This window comes from Paenibacillus mellifer (assembly GCF_023195895.1).
Classification (GTDB): domain Bacteria; phylum Bacillota; class Bacilli; order Paenibacillales; family Paenibacillaceae; genus Fontibacillus; species Fontibacillus mellifer.
This window is the reverse complement of record NZ_JALPRK010000006.1, coordinates 206,821-222,142: the sequence shown is the minus strand read 5'-3', so window position 1 is coordinate 222,142 and position 15,322 is coordinate 206,821. Positions and strand designations below refer to the sequence as shown.

Below are 15,322 nucleotides of genomic sequence, written 5' to 3'. Positions count from 1 at the left end.
CATCCATTCACGATGGCCAGCAAGAAGAGCTTCCCACTTCGCCTTGACCCGACTCTCTATCAGGCTTTGGAACGCTGGGCAGCGGACGAATTCCGAAGCGTGAATGGTCATATCGAATACCTGCTGCGAGAAGCTTTGCGCCGTGAGGGAAGACTGCCTTCCACCCGGGCGCCGGGCAAGGAGGAGGAGAAGCATGACTCAGACGAAAGAAATTCGTAAGCCATGGTGGGAATCCAAGTCGACAGCCCTGCTGAAGGAGTATGCCAGAACCTCCGGAGCAGCCTATGTCGCCGGGAATTTCAACAGCTGGAAGTACAAGGGGCAGCATGTGCGCATGCCGCTCCCCCACAGCTTCGGCAACTGCGAGGTGGCGATCACCGACCCGAGTAACGACTCATCCGGTAATGAGTACGTTATCTCCGTGAAATACAGTTACCGGCCGCGCCGCAAGCTGGAGTTCATTTTATTTTCAGCCAAACGTCATCTCTTAGCCTGGTTAACCGGCGGGCTCCGGGAGACGCCACTCCCGAACTCCGCCATGAACAAGCGGTTTCAGGCCAAGGCTTCCCATCCCAGTCTGCTGCGGTCGGTGCTGAAGCACGAAGGTCTTGAGGAGCTGCTGGACCTTCATCCCAAAGTGCATGTTCGATTACGGATCAAGAACGGACGCGCCACATTAACCTGTACGGAAAAGTTCAAAAAGCCCGACGTGCCTGCCATCGCGGCTTCCGTCGAGCTGTTGAAGAAAATGATCTTCGCCTTGGAGGAACAAGGGATCATTGGGGATTCACAACCCCACTCGCACAAATAGCACAAAAAACAAGCCTTCACGGTGCAAGCCCGGATCAACCCGGAACCTTGCTCCTGAAGGCTTGTTATTTTAGAGCTTCACCCGTTGCAAGCGGAGCGCATTCAGCACCACCGAAACCGAACTCAGCGCCATCGCCGCGCCGGCCAGCCATGGAGCCAAGAACCCTGCGGCCGCTACCGGGATACCAATCGTGTTGTAGGCGAGCGCCCAGAACAGGTTCTGCTTGATGTTGCCCATCGTGCGCTTGCTCATGGCGATCGCGTCCGGCACGCCTTCCAGGTCGCCGCGCATCAACGTCACGTCGGCGGCCTCCATGGCCACGTCGGTGCCCGTGCCGATGGCGATCCCCACGTCGGCTACGGCCAGCGCCGGGGCATCATTGATGCCGTCGCCAACCATCGCTGTCTTCAGGCCGCGGGCCTGCAGCTTTTTCACTTCGTCGGCTTTACCTTCCGGCAGCACCTCGGCCAGCACCTCGTCGATCCCGACTTCGGCGGCGATCGCCTTGGCCGTGCGTACGTTGTCGCCGGTGATCATGACCAAGTGAAGGCCCATCTCCTTCAGCCGCGCCACCGCGGCTTTGGACGTCTCCTTCACAGTGTCGCTCACGGCGACCATGCCGGCGTAAACGCCGTCCACCGCCACGAGCAGCACGGTTTGGCCGGCCGCTTCCAGCGCGGCCATGCCGGTCTCCGCGGCGGCGACGTCGACGCCTTCACGCGCCATCAGGCGGCGCGTGCCGGCGAGCACCCGGCGGTCCTCCACGACCGCCGCAATCCCGTGCCCGGGAACCGCTTCAAAAGCGGTTGCCTCGGGCAGCTCCAGGGCGCGCGCCCGCGCCCCGGCCACCAGAGCATCCGCCAGCGGATGCTCGGAGCCGCGCTCGGCGGCGCCGACGAGCCGGAGCAATGCCGCGTCGTCCCAGCCCTCGGCCGGGACGACTTCCCGCAGCTCCGGCTGCCCCCGCGTGATCGTGCCGGTCTTATCCAGCACGATCGCTTGCAGCCCTTGGGCGGCCTCGAGATGCTCGCCGCCCTTAAACAAGATGCCGTACTCCGCGGCCCGTCCGGACCCGGCCATAATCGACGTAGGCGTCGCCAGCCCCAGCGCGCAAGGGCACGCGATGACCAGTACGGCGATCGCCTTTTCCAGCGCTTCGGCGAAGCTTCCTGGCGCCACGAAGAAAAACCACACCAAAAACGTGACCACGGCAATCCCGACCACGATCGGGACAAAAATCCCGGAGATCACATCCGCCACCCGCTGAATCGGCGCTTTCGAGCCTTGCGCCTCTTCGACGACGCGAATGATTTGTGCCAGTGCGGTTTCGCTGCCAACCTTGGCCGCCTGAACACGCAGCACGCCGTGTTTGTTGACGGTCGCGCCGATTACCGCGTCGCCCTCCTTCTTCTCTACCGGAATGCTCTCCCCGGTCAACATCGATTCATCCACCGACGAAGCGCCGCCGACCACCAAACCGTCGACCGGGATCTTCTCGCCCGGCTTCACGATCAGCACGTCGCCCGGGACAACCGCTTCGATTAGCACCTCGGTCTCAACACCGTCTTTAAGGACGAGCGCCGTTTTGGCCTGCAGCCCCATCAGCGTTTTGATCGCCTGAGAAGAACGACCTTTAGCTAACGCTTCGAACCATTTGCCGAGCAAAATCAACGTAATTAGGATCGAGCTCGTTTCATAATACAGCTGGGGGGTATGCCCGTGAGGCATCGATAAAGAATCCAGGCTCAAATACAAACTGTAAAAATACGCAGCCGACGTCCCCAATGCCACCAGAACGTCCATGTTTGCACTTCGGTTGCGCAACGCCTTGTAAGCTCCGACGTAAAACCCGCGTCCGATGATGAACTGCACCGGCGTCGCCAACACGAGCTGGAACCACGGGTTCATGAACAATTCCGGCGTCCAGATCCACGAGGTGAAGGAAAAATGCCCGGCCATCGCCCACAGCAGCGGGAATGCCAGCACCGCCGAAACAATCAGCTTATTTCGCTGCTTGCGGACTTCCCGCGTACGGATATCCTCGGACTCCTGCTCGGATGGTTTCAACACCGCGCCGTAACCTAACTGGCTCACTTTCTCGATGATTTGATCCAGCGAGACTTGAGTTGACTCGAAACGCACCTGTGCGGTTTCGAGAGCCAGATTAACGTTTGCCTGCTCGACCCCGGGCAACCGATTAAGTCCTTTCTCGATCCGGGCGGCGCAAGCGGCGCAGGTCATCCCGGTAATTTGCAGCGTCGTTTGATCCTGATCCCCGCTGCCAATTGGCAATGCATTCTCCATGACGATTCCTCCATATCAAAAACCAATAAATTAAGTACCCCTAGGGGGTATATGGGGCGCGAACGAAATGTTCACCCTCCGGGATTGCAGCATTCCTGGACTGAGACGCAAGGCGAAGGCCGCACCCCAGTCCCACGAACCGCCGCACCGGATTAAACGACGTCGTATCCTTGATCTTCAATCGCTTCTTTAATTTGCTCTACTGTCACTTTCGTTTCATCAAAAGTCACATCTACTTTCTTAGAGGCCAAGTCGACTTTCCCTGTAGCGCCAAGTCCGGATACCGCTCCTTCTACCGACTTCACACAATGATTGCAGGACATGCCTTCCACGTTTAACGTAATATTTTGCATCGTTAGTTCCTCCTATGATATCAATAATGGCCTAACCTTGCAGCGTACCCCCCGGGGGTTCCGCTGTTATTTCATGAGCTTGTTGACCGTGACCAGCAGCTCGTCGAGCACTTCTGTCTCACCCGCTTGAATTCGTTCGATCACACAGCTCTTCATATGTCCCTCCAGCAGCAGCCGACCCACACTGTTCAGCGCGGATTGCACGGCGGCGATCTGATTCAGCACATCGTCACAGTAAGTATCTCTCTCAATCAGCCCTTTGATTCCGCGGATTTGCCCTTCAATCCGGTTCAATCGGCTGGTCAGATTGCTCTTCATCGCTTCCGAATGGTGGCTGTGCCGCACTAGCTTGCCATTCTCCGTTACGTGATGTCCTTCGCAATGCTCCTCGCAGTGCGCAGACGTCGGATGTTCATGCCCCTCAACTTTCGCCATACGTCTCTCCTTTCTAAACCAGCGTGGTTTGCTGTGGTAAGCTCATTATAATATACCCCCATGGGGTATGTAAAGTAGTTCTGAGAAAACTTTTTTCGAAACGTAACGGACACCAGAGACCTTATTTGTCATTTCCCGCCTCATTTCCCGTGCTAATGGACCGAGCAGACCTTATTGGGCAGAAAAGAGACCTCTCCAACGCGGGTATCGCAAAATAACGGCCGTGGTGTCCGTTAGCGCACAAATGATGCTTGTGGACGTATAATAACGGCTCTACGGTCCGTTAGAGCACTGTCGGGTCATGGGTCATTCCCCCCTCCCTTGTCAGTCCACCGACCGCTCGATAACGGTATTACTCCCACCTTGGATAAAGCCAATCTTTGTACCTAGCGTACCCCGCCAACGCCAAAAAACCCGCTGCCACGATGACGTGACAACGGGTTTCTCCTAACACGAACTATGCTCTTACTGATAACCCCAGATCATCGTCAGCAAGGTACCGAACACGGTAACCAGCCCAACGAACAAGGCGTATACGAGGTTGGCATACAACGCGCCTTTGCTGCGGTTCTCGCCGATGTGCATGAACAGGAAGAGCTGAACCGACATCTGAATGGCCGCGCAGACCAGCAGGATCGTCATGCCGACGCCAACCGACATATCCCAGAAAACCACAGACAGCGCTACGGCAGAAAGGATCAGTGAGAACACATATCCCATAACGTGCTGAATCGGGAACAGTTTTTTCATGTCACATCAGTCCTTTCAAGTATACGAAGCTGAAGATGAAGATCCAGACGACGTCGAGGAAGTGCCAGTACAGCGAGAAAATAAACGATTTATTCGCCGTATCATGGGTAAATCCTTCGCGTTTCACCTGAATCATCAGCCCGCCGCCCCACAGCAGACCCATCGTCACGTGGGCGCCGTGCGTGCCAAGCAGGACGAACAAGCTCGACAGAAATGCGCTCGTTTGGATCGTTGCGTCTTCATGAACGTACGTGACAAACTCGGTAATTTCGATGCCGAGGAACCCGAGGCCCATCAGCAATGTGATGCCGAAGAAAGCCATAAACGGTTTTTTCAGCCCAAGACGCATACTGTGTACCGCCAGCCCGCAGGTAAAGCTGCTGGTCAGCAACAGGAACGTTTCACCCAGAACCGGTCCGATTTCAAAGATCTCCGCTCCGTTCGGCCCGCTTCCGGTTCGATTCCACAGAGTCAGATACACCGAGAACAGTGTGGCGAAGAGTACGATTTCTGCGCCCAGGAACAGCCAGAACCCGAGGACCCGGTTACTGTTCTCTTCCGTTTGATATTCCAAAGGCAAAGTATGATCTACTTTCATGCGTGTTCACCCCGCAATCCTGCATCCGTATCCATCCGACTAGACAAAGCCTTCTCGGTTTTGATAATTTCACTGACCGGAATGTGACGCCCGTGGTCGCGTTCGAACGAACGTACCGCCAGCATGACAACAATTCCCAGGCCCGCAATGATCGCCGGTACCCACCAGCTAAAGACCATAAAGAATCCGAAGAACATGAAAATCATGCCCAAGATAAACGGTTGACCACTGTTGTTTGGCATATGAATCTCTTCGATTTTATCCGTAAACAGCGGTTTTCCGCTTTTCTTCGATTCCCAGAACGCATCCAGCGAATCAACCTTCGGTACGACCGCGAAGTTGTATTCCGGAACCGGAGAATGCGTGCTCCATTCCAGCGTACGTGCATTCCACGGATCCCCGGTAGTATCCCGTTCTGCATAACGGAAGCTCCAATAGATGTTGTACACCAGAACGATAAACCCGATGGCGAGCCCCACGGCCCCGATCGAAGCGATCAGGTTCAGCGGACCAAAGCCCGTGCTTTCCGAGTAGGTGTACATCCGCCGAGTCATCCCTTTCAAGCCGAGGAAGAATAACGGCAAGAATGTAACGTTAAAGCTAATTGCGATAATCCAGAAGGCCAGTTTGCCTTGGCGGTCGTTCAGCCGGAAGCCGAACAGTTTCGGGAACCAGTAGTAGAACCCGGCGATAACCGCGAAGACCGTCCCCGGAATTAGCACATAGTGGAAATGCGCAACCAGGAACATCGTATTATGGTACTGATAATCGGCGCTCGCCATCGCCAGCATAACCCCCGTCACCCCGCCGATTGTAAAGATCGGAATAAAGGCAAGAGAATACAGCATCGGCGTTGTAAATTCAATGCGCCCTTTTTGCAGTGTAAATAGCCAGTTGAAGATCTTGACCCCGGTCGGAACGGCAATCGCCATCGTCGTGATCGAGAAGATCCCGTTGACCATCACGCCGTGTCCCATCGTATAGAAGTGATGCGCCCATACGACAAACGACAGCAGGGAAATGATGATCATACTCCATACCATGGATTTATAACCATACAGGTTTTTGCGCGAGAAGGTCGAAATGACTTCACTGTAAATCCCGAAGGCCGGCAAAATCACGATGTAAACCTCCGGATGTCCCCATACCCAGAACAGGTTGGCCCAGAGCATATCCATCCCGCCGTTGGCCATCGTAAAGAACTGCGTGCCGAACAGCCGGTCGAACATCATCAGCGCCAGCGCCACGGTCAGTACCGGGAACGCAAACAAGATAATGACGTTCGTAATGAGCACCGACCAGGTAAACATCGGCATTTTCATCAGTTTCATCCCCGGTGCACGCATCTTCAGAATGGTCACCAGGAAGTTCACTGCCGTCATCAGGGTCCCGATCCCCGCAATCTGGATGGCGATCGAGTAGTAGTTGTTGCCCACCGTTGGGCTGAACTCGATGCTTGCCAGCGGGAAGTACGCCGTCCATCCAGCATCCGGGGAGCCCCCGATGACGAAGGAGATGTTAAACAGCATCGCTCCGGCGAAGAACAACCAGAAGCTGACGGCGTTCAGTCGCGGAAACGCAACGTCGCGTGCGCCGATTTGCAGCGGAATGACTACGTTCATCAAACCGACGACAAATGGCATCGCCATAAACAGGATCATAATGACCCCGTGTGTCGTAAAAATTTCGTTATAGTGCTGCGCGTCCAGCAATCCGTTCTCCGGAATCGCCAGCTGAGCCCGCATAAGCAGCGCATCTACGCCGCCGCGGAATAACATGATCAATGCTGCAATAATATACATGATGCCGATTCGCTTGTGGTCGACAGTCGTCAACCATTCGCGCCACAGCCAGCCCCATTTTTTAAAATAGGTTAGTCCGATGAGAATCGCCAACGAGACGACCACGATACTAACCATCGCGCCGTAAATCATCGGCTCACCCGTGACGAAAAATTCGTCCCATTTCATGTTAAGCTTCTCCCTTCTCGTTGACTAGTTATGAGCTTCGTGATCGCTGGATTCCGTCATGTCCATATCGGAATGGTCCATCGTAGAATGATCCATCTGTGTCTGCTCGGACTCCTCTGCTGCTCCGTTCTCGCCGCCATGATGATGGCCGGCATTCTCCCCTTCCGGTGCAGGGCGGAACTCTAGATGGGTCGAAGTATACGTTTGGCGGCCGACATGCGCGGTCTCCAGTAATTTGTCAAACTCCGGTTCGGTCAGTTCAGAAGCGGTGTCCTTCACTTCTTTAACCCAGTCGTCATATTCGGACGGCGTCATGGCCAGCGCTTCGAATTCCATATGCGCGAAGCCCTCACCCGAGAAGTTAGAGTTCTTGCCCATATAAGAGCCTTCATGTTCGGCAACGATGTTCAGCGTATTGACCATATCGCTCATCGCATATTTCTGTCCCGCCAGCTGCGGAACCCAGAAGCTCGTAATCGGTCCGAACGAATACAGCCGGAACTCGACCGGACGGTTCGTCGGTAAGTTCACGTAATTCACGGTTTCGATGCCTTCCTCCGGATAGCTAAAATGCCATTTCCAGTTGGACGAGGCCGCGTAAATCACAAGTGGTTTTTGATCCTCGTAACCTTCAGGCACCTTTTCTACAGCTGCAGTACTGCGCACGGTCACGACCGAAAGGACGGCCACGATAATGATTGGAATCGTAATCCAAGTGATTTCCAGCCATTTGCTGCCTTCAACATGCGGCGGTTCATAGTCTGGAGCCGCTTTGGAGGCGCGATATTTCGTTAACATGTAAATGTAAAGCGTGTAAACGACCAGCAAAATAATCGCCATCGTTAAAATAGAAAAAATGATGACTTGCGATTGGGTCTTGGCCACCGGACCTTTCGGATTCAACACCGCCAGTTGGTTACAACCGGTCAGGAGGACAAGAAGGGCCGAGAATAAAGCGAGTAGCAACCCTTTCCTTTTCATAGGATACCGATACCCCTTTCTTCATTATGAACGCCATCCCCTAGCTTGGAGGATAGCTTCGTTCGATCAGTTACTTTCATGTTAGGAAAGGGGCGATTGAATAACAATTCATAGAGATTGTTATATATGTAAATTTATTACAGTGAATAATGTGATTTTTGTCCTATACACCTCTACGAAAGTTGATTAGCGGTGATTTACGGCCAATATCCGTCAAATTTGGCGATTTTGATAATTGTTCACAATGCGTCTCTTCTCCATCAGAGTTCGCAGAATTGTCATATTAAATCCGATATATGTGATCATATTCACAAAAGGTATTGCTGCGATTTGCTTCACCATGCATGATCTTTCCTTTTTCGCCAAAGGGATTTGCGACATTTCTATGACATTTTGGCCGATATAAAAAAAGAGGTTGCTCCCTAGCGGCAACCTCTGCCCTCAGGACAACCTCTTCATCTAGCACTACAGCAGTTCTTTCCGCAACTGCTCCGGCGATTTCGGCGACAGCAAGCCAAACGGAATATCGAAGACGGTCTTCGCTCCCGACTGACCGGCTTGCGACAGCTTGTACGCCGCGCGGGCGTAAGCCACCAGTACGCTGGCTGTAAATTCAGGATTGCTATCCAGCTTCAATCTAAATTCAATCAGCTGCGTGCTGTTCTCGCCGGTCCGACCGCTGCGCAGCACCATACCGCCATGCGGCATCGCGGAGTGGTTCGCCTTCAACTCTTCTTCACTGATGAAGTGTACGGTTGTGTCGTAATCCGAGAAGTAGTTTGGCATCGACTTGATCTCATGCTCAATCTTCGCCAGATCCGCCCCTTCTTCCGCAACCACGAAACATTCGCGCAGATGCTTCTCGCGCGTAGACAACTCCGGATTTTCACCTTGACGCACGCGCTCGACCGCCGCTTCCACCGGAATCGTATACTGAACGCCATTCTTCACGCCCGCCACGCGGCGAATCGCATCGGAGTGCCCTTGGCTAACGCCTTTGCCCCAGAACGTGTAGTCATTCCCTTCCGGCAGCACAGATTCGGCCAGCAGTCGGTTCAACGAGAATAAACCCGGATCCCAACCGGTCGATATCACGCTGACCGTGCCTGCTTTCTCGGCCACTTCGTTCACTTTCGCGAAGTATTCCGGAATTTTCGCATGTGTATCAAAGCTATCGACGGTATTGAACATGGCTGCCAGCTGCGGCCCCTGCTCTGGCAAATCCGTAGCCGACCCGCCGCATAAAATCAACACATCGATGTCGCCCTTATATTTTTCGATCTCGGAGATGTGAACTACGCCTCTCGCCGACGCCACCTCGTCCGGTTGTCTGCGTGAGAAAATCGCTTTAAGCTGGAAATCCGGATTTTGCTTCAGCGCCAGTTCCACGCCGCGCCCCAGATTCCCGTAACCTACGATGCCTACGTTAATTGATGCCACTTTATATCCTCCTTCATTATGGTCAAACCCGTCTTAAGCTATGGACTAACCCCCATTGTAATTTACCCTCATTACTTTTTAAATAGTTAACATGTAAAGTTAGTCTTTTAGTTCAAAAAATATGTAGTTTTGTGCAAATCAACCTGTAATTTATGCAAATCTCGGTTTCGGTATTTCACAAATCAGACACAATTTAACAGGGATTGAGGCATGATATAGCCCATTCTAGTCATACCCGCCCCTGATTAATCATTGTAAAATGTTAATCATTGTGAGAAAGTTCATTGATCATTCTGAATCGAGGCTGAACCTAATTGAAAATGCTGCGATGTAAATGGATTTTGATTGCGGCGGTATGTGCCGTTGTCCTTGCTCTGGCTCCTGCTCCCGCTTTTGCCCATGCTTATGTGGTCTCTTCGAATCCAGGGGCGAACGAAGTATTGGACACTTCGCCCGTTGAATTTGCGATCGAATTTAACGAGCCCATTGAAGCTGGCTTCCATGAACTTGTCGTCATCGGGCCTAACGGAGATAATGTGGCGGACGGGGAGTCACGGATCGACCCGAATAAGCCCTCCCGATTGACCGCCCCCTTGCAACCAAACTTACCGGACGGGCTGTATTCGGCCAAATGGAACGTTGTATCCGGAGACGGACACGCCATCTCCGGAACGATTCCCTTCCAAATCGGGAAGGGAGCTTCGAACGAAATCTTCCCGGATCACCCGTCCACCGATGGGGGCAACTCTCTCCCGGACTGGAGCCTGCTGCTGGTTCGCTGGCTATTTTACGGCGGTATGGCTGGTTATCTTGGAGCTGTCGTATTTCATGGCTGGCTTCTCCCTCGCCCAGACAACACCTGGTCCAACCGCTTGAGGCAGCGCAGCCGAACCGTATGGCTTACCGGCTTGATCGCCGCCTTCTCCGGCATCCTGCTTAGTTTGCCTCAGCAAACGGCCAGCGATGCCGGCGGCGGATGGAGAGAAGCTTTCGACCCCGGTCTTTGGCGGCAAACGTTGGTTTATACGACTTTCGGGGAGATCTGGAAGGTTCAGCTTCTACTGCTTGGAGGTTGGCTCTTGTGGACGCTGTTCCTTCTGCACGCCAGTCGCCCAACCCGTCCACGTCTCTTGCCGCTCGCCGGTGCGATGCTCTTTGGCCTGGGGCTGCTGCTCTCCAAGGCCTTCATCGGACATGCCGCCACCGCCGAGCTGAAGGGTCTCGCCGTTACCGCGGATTTTCTGCACCTGTCCGCCTCATTAATCTGGCTTGGCGGCGTTGGTGCGGTAGCGTTCTTGCTTCCGGCGGCAGCTCAACAGGCCGCTAAGGATGAGACTCGTCCGTCCGAGCCGCTGCATAAGCAGCTCTATTGGCAGACGGTCCGGCGATTCTCGATACTTGCCTTCTTCATGGTGGCCCTCCTGCTGGCATCTGGCGTTTATAGCAGCCTGCTGCATGTGCCGACCCTGTACTCGCTGACACATACGACATATGGTCGCGTACTGCTGGCGAAGATCGCCCTAACCCTGATCTGCCTGCTGCTGGGAGGTTGGTCCTTCTTACGCGGACGACGGGCAGGAAAACCGCTGAACGCCGGGGTATGGGCCGAATTTGGAGCCGGCCTGGCGGTGCTTGTATTAGCTGCTGTCCTGGCAAACCTACCGACGGCGGCGGCTTCTCCGGGGCCCGCTGCATGGACGAAACAACTGGATGACGGCACAAGAGTAACGATTCGAGTAACTCCAAACGCCGTAGGCACCAACCTCTTTCAGGTGAACGTTCACGGGTTGGACGGACAACCCCGCAGCGACGTGGAACAAGTAACGCTTACCCTAACCTCAAAGGAAATGGATATGGGGACGACGGAAATCGTCTTCCCCGGTAGTTCACCGTCAGAAGTCCGCGAGCTCATCACGATGGACGGCCGTTGGAACGTGCATGTCCATATTCTGACGGAATCGCTGGAAAGTTACGATTACGATGCCGAGCTGACGGTAGGAAGTCCATAAAAAAGGGTAACAACCCTATATTAAAGGAGACAATATCTATGTTCAATACAACTCGTTTTTTCGGAACCCGGTTTTGGCGTTACGCTGCCGGCTCCGCAATCGTTTGGCTTCTATCATTCACCTTCTTCTCCGGATTGGCCGACGCACACGTTACCGTGAAACCAAGCCAGTCCGCCCCTGGCGCCTGGGAAACTTACAGCCTCAAAGTGCCCGTCGAGAAAGACATCAACACCGTCAAAGTCGCGCTCAAAATCCCGGAAGGTCTCGCCTTTAAGCAGTACCGTCCGTTACCCGAATGGATCGTGGAGCTGACAACAGCGGAAGATGGTACTGTCACTGCCGTCACCTGGACTTCCGAAGGTGACGGGATCGGCCCCGGGGAATTCCAGCAGTTTGAATTCGTCGCACAGAATCCCAGCGATGACGCGGAACTGGCTTGGGACGCCTTCCAATATTACAGCGACGGCAGCGTGGTGGAATGGACCGGGGCGGAAGGGGACGATCGGCCGCATTCGCTGACGGTCGTCAGCGCCGCAGAGAGCGCCGGGCAGAATGATCCGACTGCCGCCGGGCATGATCACAGCAGCGCTAATACGGCTGCCACGGCCGACCGCACGGAAGCGACCGGTCCCGACGCAGCCACCGAAGCCTCCGCCCCCGCCTCGTCAAGCGGCAGCTCCTCTGCGGCAACCACAGCCATCGTGCTTGGGGCTTGCGCCCTGCTCGTTGCACTCCTCGCTTTAGGGCTGGCTCTGCGCGGCAGACGCAAGGCCGCTTAATTCAAAAAGCAGCGGTTTTCTCTGACGCTTCGTCGCGTTCCGAGATTCCGCTGCTTTTTTCCTTAGCAATATCGATTTACTTCATGCCGACTGGAGTTTGGTCGAACGGGTCTTGGCCTACTCTCTGCCGTTCCCGGGGAACAATAAGCAGGCAGCCCAGCGCCAGCAGCATCCCGGCCGACGCACTGATAAACAACGCCGGGTAGCCGAACACGTCGATCAGCCAGCCGAGCAGCGGGGGCGACGTAATCGCAGCCAAGGAGGATACGAAGTAATAGATCCCTGTGCGTGTTCCGATGCTCTCCTCCCGCCCGGTGGCGACGACCCAGGGGTACGAGTTGATGTTGATGCACGCCCAGAAGATGCCCCCGACAATCAGCAGCACCCGCAGCCACAGAACGGAATCAACGAAGATCATTGCGCCGAAAATAACGAACAATCCGGCAACCCCAATCGAAATGATCCTCTTCTTCCCGTACCGCGCCCCCAACCAGCCGCTCGGCAGGGCGAACAACAGGAACGCAAGCGAAAAGAACGTCAACGAAAACGAGGCTTCGGCATCACTCATGCCGACCTGTTTCGTTCCGTACAGCGTGAACAATGCCTCAACGCCTTGATAGGCCACAAACCAGAAGAAAATTGCCGCTAAAATCAACACGGTCGTCTTGTCCAGTTGGTCCTTAATTCGAATCTGCGGCTTCGGTTCCTCGTTCGCCATTGCTTGTCCTGCCAACCCCAACCCTAAAGCGGCCGGTTCGCGAATGACCGTCTTTAACACCAGCAAGCAAATGATCATCACGACCCCGGCAAACAGAAACGGTACATAGGAACCGATACCATAGAGCTGAGAACCGATCCCGAAGGCCAGCACCGAGCCGATGCCGCCCATGAAGTTGATTACGCCGTTGGCTTTGGTCCGCTGCGGCTCCGGCGTGATATCCGGCATCAGCGCGACCGTCGGCGCCCGGAACAAGCTCATCGACAAATTCATTAATACCATAAACAATATCAGGGTCACGAATCCGGTATGCCACGGAATCAGCGTCGCAAACACGGCGCCCAGCGGCATGCCGAACATCAGATAAGGCATCCGCCGTCCGTACCGGGTAATCGTCTTATCGCTGCGGTGTCCAATCCATGGCTGCAATACAATGGCGAAGTAGTTATCGATCGTCATCATAAACCCGATCATGGCGGCGCTCTTTAAATAGTCGTCCAAAAACAGCGGAACAAACGCATTATACAGCGCCCAGGTCAAGCTAATGCTGAAAAAACCTAGTCCCAGCAGCCATGTTTTTTTCATCCGCTCACACTCCTTGTTTCGCCAGCAGTCCCGCTAAGCGATCCGGATAATCGGTAATGATGCCGGCCACACCTGCAGTTATTAGGGCTTGCATTAATTTCGGATCGTTTACGGTAAACGGGTGGTAGACCACTCCGTTGGCTTTGGCGAGGGCCACCAGCTCCGGTGTCAGCGCGTATTGGTAGGCATGAAGTGCCTCCGCGCCAACCCGCTTCGCATAATCCCATGGCTCGTATAAACCTTCCATGTACAGAATGCCTGTACGGATGTCTGGAGCCAATCTTTTGCATTCCACAAGGGAGTAATGATTGAAACTGGAAATGATGATCCGTTCGCTTAGGTCATAGCGGCGCACCGTATCCAATACCTTCTGCTCAATGCCTGGGTACAACACGACGCCGGTTTTCAGCTCAAGGTTGACGATCGTATCCGTACTGCGCACCAGGTCCAGCAGCTCCTCCAGCGTCGGAATACGTTCGCCTGCGAAGTCTTCGTGGAACCAAGAGCCCGCTTCTCTCTCTTTGATTTCGGCCAAGGTTAAATCCTTCACCCATTCCGGCGTCCCTGCCGTCCGCTGCAGCGTTTCGTCATGAATCAGCACGAGTTTCCCATCGCGTGTCATCTGCACGTCCGTTTCGATGCCGGTCGCCCCTAATTCAAGGGCTTTGGCAAAAGACAGCATCGTGTTCTCCGGGTAATGCCCCGCCGCCCCGCGATGCGCGAAATTGATAATATCGTTCAATAGGATCATCCTCCTAGGGATTTATTTAAAATTAATATTATCCATCCCCCAACTATAATCCTGCATTGTTAGGCCTGTATAAAAAAAGCTTCGTGATTTATGGCCCTTTTCGCCTCTTTCATGATTATCCCTTTCGTTCAGAAATAGAGGATCCTGACGATCAGGTAAAGAAAAATACGTGCCGCTGCAAATGCAGCGGCACGTCACCTATTCACCAAGTAACCCCAATGAGCCACCTTCTTCCCGTCAGGAGCGATTCACCGCCACCGGCTCGGCTTTGCGCAGCTCGGCATTTAGCGTCGCAGCGTCGCGGACGGCTCTGGCGTCTTTGAGCACCTCGCCCGGTTTGCTCCCCTTCCCGATCACGTAACCGGAAAACGGCAGACCGACGAAATCAAATGTATACTGCAGCTGCTGAATGAGCGGCAGCGCTTTGATCCGAGGATTATCGCCGCCTACCACGACGGCGTAAGCGGTTTTGGCCGCCATCTGTTCCTTAAAATTAAAACGCACATCGCGAAGGCTTTGTGACCAGCGATCGATGAAGTTTTTCATTAGACCCGATGCTCCGTACCAATATACCGGCGTGGCGAAGATCAGAATATCATGCTCCAACACCTGCAGGATCAGATCGTCGTAATCGTCATCTACCGGATCAAAGCCGCCCTCGTCGTGCCGTTGATCGCGAATCGGTTTAATTTCTTTCTCACGCAGAACGATATTCGTATAGGGTATACCCTCTAATACCAACCGCGTCAGTTCTTCCGTGTTTCCTCCGTTCCTTGCACTCCCCTGAATGACTGCGATGCGCATCCCTGCACTCCCTTTCCGAATTCTCTAGCGAAAC

The 15,322-nt window shown here is 54.3% G+C and carries 15 protein-coding genes; 4 read left to right on the top strand and 11 right to left on the bottom strand.

From position 1 onward, the window contains the following. Window positions 1–12: 12 nt before the first annotated feature. Together M0651_RS09355 and M0651_RS09350 are read left to right on the top strand one after the other, a co-directional pair. Window positions 13–219, top strand: a complete 207-nt coding sequence (locus M0651_RS09355) for a type II toxin-antitoxin system antitoxin (protein WP_248551579.1) — start codon at window positions 13–15, stop codon at window positions 217–219. Continuing rightward, on the top strand, window positions 194–811 hold the full coding sequence (locus M0651_RS09350) for a hypothetical protein (RefSeq protein ID WP_248551578.1): 618 nt from the start codon (window positions 194–196) through the stop codon (window positions 809–811). The genes M0651_RS09355 and M0651_RS09350 overlap by 26 nt, the downstream gene beginning before the upstream one ends. 69 nt (window positions 812–880) lie before the next feature. Here M0651_RS09350 and M0651_RS09345 read toward each other — a convergent pair whose 3' ends face one another. From M0651_RS09345 to M0651_RS09310, 8 genes are all read right to left on the bottom strand, one after another. Then, on the bottom strand, window positions 881–3,115 hold the full coding sequence (locus tag M0651_RS09345) for a heavy metal translocating P-type ATPase (RefSeq protein WP_248551577.1): 2,235 nt from the start codon (window positions 3,113–3,115) through the stop codon (window positions 881–883). Window positions 3,116–3,267: 152 nt separating this feature from the next. Beyond that, complete coding sequence (gene copZ, locus M0651_RS09340) at window positions 3,268–3,468, bottom strand: copper chaperone CopZ (protein ID WP_248551576.1); 201 nt, start codon at window positions 3,466–3,468, stop codon at window positions 3,268–3,270. A 66-nt stretch (window positions 3,469–3,534) separates the two neighbouring features. Continuing rightward, complete coding sequence (locus M0651_RS09335) at window positions 3,535–3,903, bottom strand: metal-sensitive transcriptional regulator (protein WP_282577840.1); 369 nt, start codon at window positions 3,901–3,903, stop codon at window positions 3,535–3,537. A 465-nt stretch (window positions 3,904–4,368) separates the two neighbouring features. After that, on the bottom strand, window positions 4,369–4,653 hold the full coding sequence (gene qoxD, locus M0651_RS09330) for a cytochrome aa3 quinol oxidase subunit IV (RefSeq protein ID WP_248551575.1): 285 nt from the start codon (window positions 4,651–4,653) through the stop codon (window positions 4,369–4,371). Between the two features lies 1 nt (window position 4,654). Continuing rightward, on the bottom strand, window positions 4,655–5,251 hold the full coding sequence (gene qoxC / locus M0651_RS09325; RefSeq protein WP_248551574.1) for a cytochrome aa3 quinol oxidase subunit III: 597 nt from the start codon (window positions 5,249–5,251) through the stop codon (window positions 4,655–4,657). After that, window positions 5,248–7,221, bottom strand: a complete 1,974-nt coding sequence (qoxB, locus tag M0651_RS09320) for a cytochrome aa3 quinol oxidase subunit I (protein ID WP_248551573.1) — start codon at window positions 7,219–7,221, stop codon at window positions 5,248–5,250. Before qoxB ends, qoxC begins: the two co-directional genes overlap by 4 nt. Window positions 7,222–7,245: 24 nt before the next feature. Continuing rightward, entirely contained in the window at window positions 7,246–8,202 is a 957-nt protein-coding gene (qoxA, locus tag M0651_RS09315) for a cytochrome aa3 quinol oxidase subunit II (protein ID WP_248551572.1), read from the bottom strand. 465 nt (window positions 8,203–8,667) lie between these two features. Continuing rightward, window positions 8,668–9,642, bottom strand: a complete 975-nt coding sequence (locus tag M0651_RS09310) for a diaminopimelate dehydrogenase (RefSeq protein ID WP_248551571.1) — start codon at window positions 9,640–9,642, stop codon at window positions 8,668–8,670. 320 nt (window positions 9,643–9,962) lie between these two features. Here M0651_RS09310 and M0651_RS09305 point away from each other — a divergent pair, with 320 nt between their 5' ends. After that, window positions 9,963–11,651, top strand: a complete 1,689-nt coding sequence (locus M0651_RS09305; protein ID WP_248551604.1) for a copper resistance CopC/CopD family protein — start codon at window positions 9,963–9,965, stop codon at window positions 11,649–11,651. A gap of 38 nt (window positions 11,652–11,689) precedes the next feature. Continuing rightward, window positions 11,690–12,430: a YcnI family copper-binding membrane protein gene (locus M0651_RS09300; RefSeq protein WP_248551570.1), complete on the top strand. Its 741-nt coding sequence runs from the start codon at window positions 11,690–11,692 to the stop codon at window positions 12,428–12,430. A 76-nt stretch (window positions 12,431–12,506) separates the two neighbouring features. Here the strand turns inward: M0651_RS09300 and M0651_RS09295 are convergent, their stop codons facing one another. The 3 genes from M0651_RS09295 to M0651_RS09285 form a co-directional block, all read right to left on the bottom strand. Next, complete coding sequence (locus M0651_RS09295; RefSeq protein ID WP_248551569.1) at window positions 12,507–13,733, bottom strand: SLC45 family MFS transporter; 1,227 nt, start codon at window positions 13,731–13,733, stop codon at window positions 12,507–12,509. Window positions 13,734–13,737: 4 nt separating this feature from the next. Continuing rightward, window positions 13,738–14,475 (bottom strand): glycerophosphodiester phosphodiesterase, encoded by a 738-nt coding sequence (locus M0651_RS09290; protein ID WP_248551568.1) that lies wholly within the window; start codon window positions 14,473–14,475, stop codon window positions 13,738–13,740. 246 nt (window positions 14,476–14,721) lie between these two features. Further along, a complete protein-coding gene (locus M0651_RS09285; RefSeq protein WP_248551567.1) occupies window positions 14,722–15,288 on the bottom strand; it encodes a flavodoxin family protein in 567 nt (188 codons plus the stop codon). Between the last annotated feature and the right edge of the window lie 34 nt (window positions 15,289–15,322).

What these genes read in the sequence shown, in the direction of transcription:
- M0651_RS09295 (WP_248551569.1), bottom strand. Translation starts at nt 13,733, where the DNA reads ATGAAAAAAACATGGCTGCTGGGACTAGGTTTTTTCAGCATTAGCTTG.
- M0651_RS09350 (WP_248551578.1), top strand. Translation starts at nt 194, where the DNA reads ATGACTCAGACGAAAGAAATTCGTAAGCCATGGTGGGAATCCAAGTCG.
- qoxD (WP_248551575.1), bottom strand. Translation starts at nt 4,653, where the DNA reads ATGAAAAAACTGTTCCCGATTCAGCACGTTATGGGATATGTGTTCTCA.
- M0651_RS09305 (WP_248551604.1), top strand. Translation starts at nt 9,963, where the DNA reads ATGCTGCGATGTAAATGGATTTTGATTGCGGCGGTATGTGCCGTTGTC.
- M0651_RS09335 (WP_282577840.1), bottom strand. Translation starts at nt 3,903, where the DNA reads ATGGCGAAAGTTGAGGGGCATGAACATCCGACGTCTGCGCACTGCGAG.
- qoxB (WP_248551573.1), bottom strand. Translation starts at nt 7,221, where the DNA reads ATGAAATGGGACGAATTTTTCGTCACGGGTGAGCCGATGATTTACGGC.
- qoxA (WP_248551572.1), bottom strand. Translation starts at nt 8,202, where the DNA reads ATGAAAAGGAAAGGGTTGCTACTCGCTTTATTCTCGGCCCTTCTTGTC.
- M0651_RS09355 (WP_248551579.1), top strand. Translation starts at nt 13, where the DNA reads ATGGCCAGCAAGAAGAGCTTCCCACTTCGCCTTGACCCGACTCTCTAT.
- qoxC (WP_248551574.1), bottom strand. Translation starts at nt 5,251, where the DNA reads ATGAAAGTAGATCATACTTTGCCTTTGGAATATCAAACGGAAGAGAAC.
- M0651_RS09285 (WP_248551567.1), bottom strand. Translation starts at nt 15,288, where the DNA reads ATGCGCATCGCAGTCATTCAGGGGAGTGCAAGGAACGGAGGAAACACG.
- copZ (WP_248551576.1), bottom strand. Translation starts at nt 3,468, where the DNA reads ATGCAAAATATTACGTTAAACGTGGAAGGCATGTCCTGCAATCATTGT.
- M0651_RS09345 (WP_248551577.1), bottom strand. Translation starts at nt 3,115, where the DNA reads ATGGAGAATGCATTGCCAATTGGCAGCGGGGATCAGGATCAAACGACG.
- M0651_RS09300 (WP_248551570.1), top strand. Translation starts at nt 11,690, where the DNA reads ATGTTCAATACAACTCGTTTTTTCGGAACCCGGTTTTGGCGTTACGCT.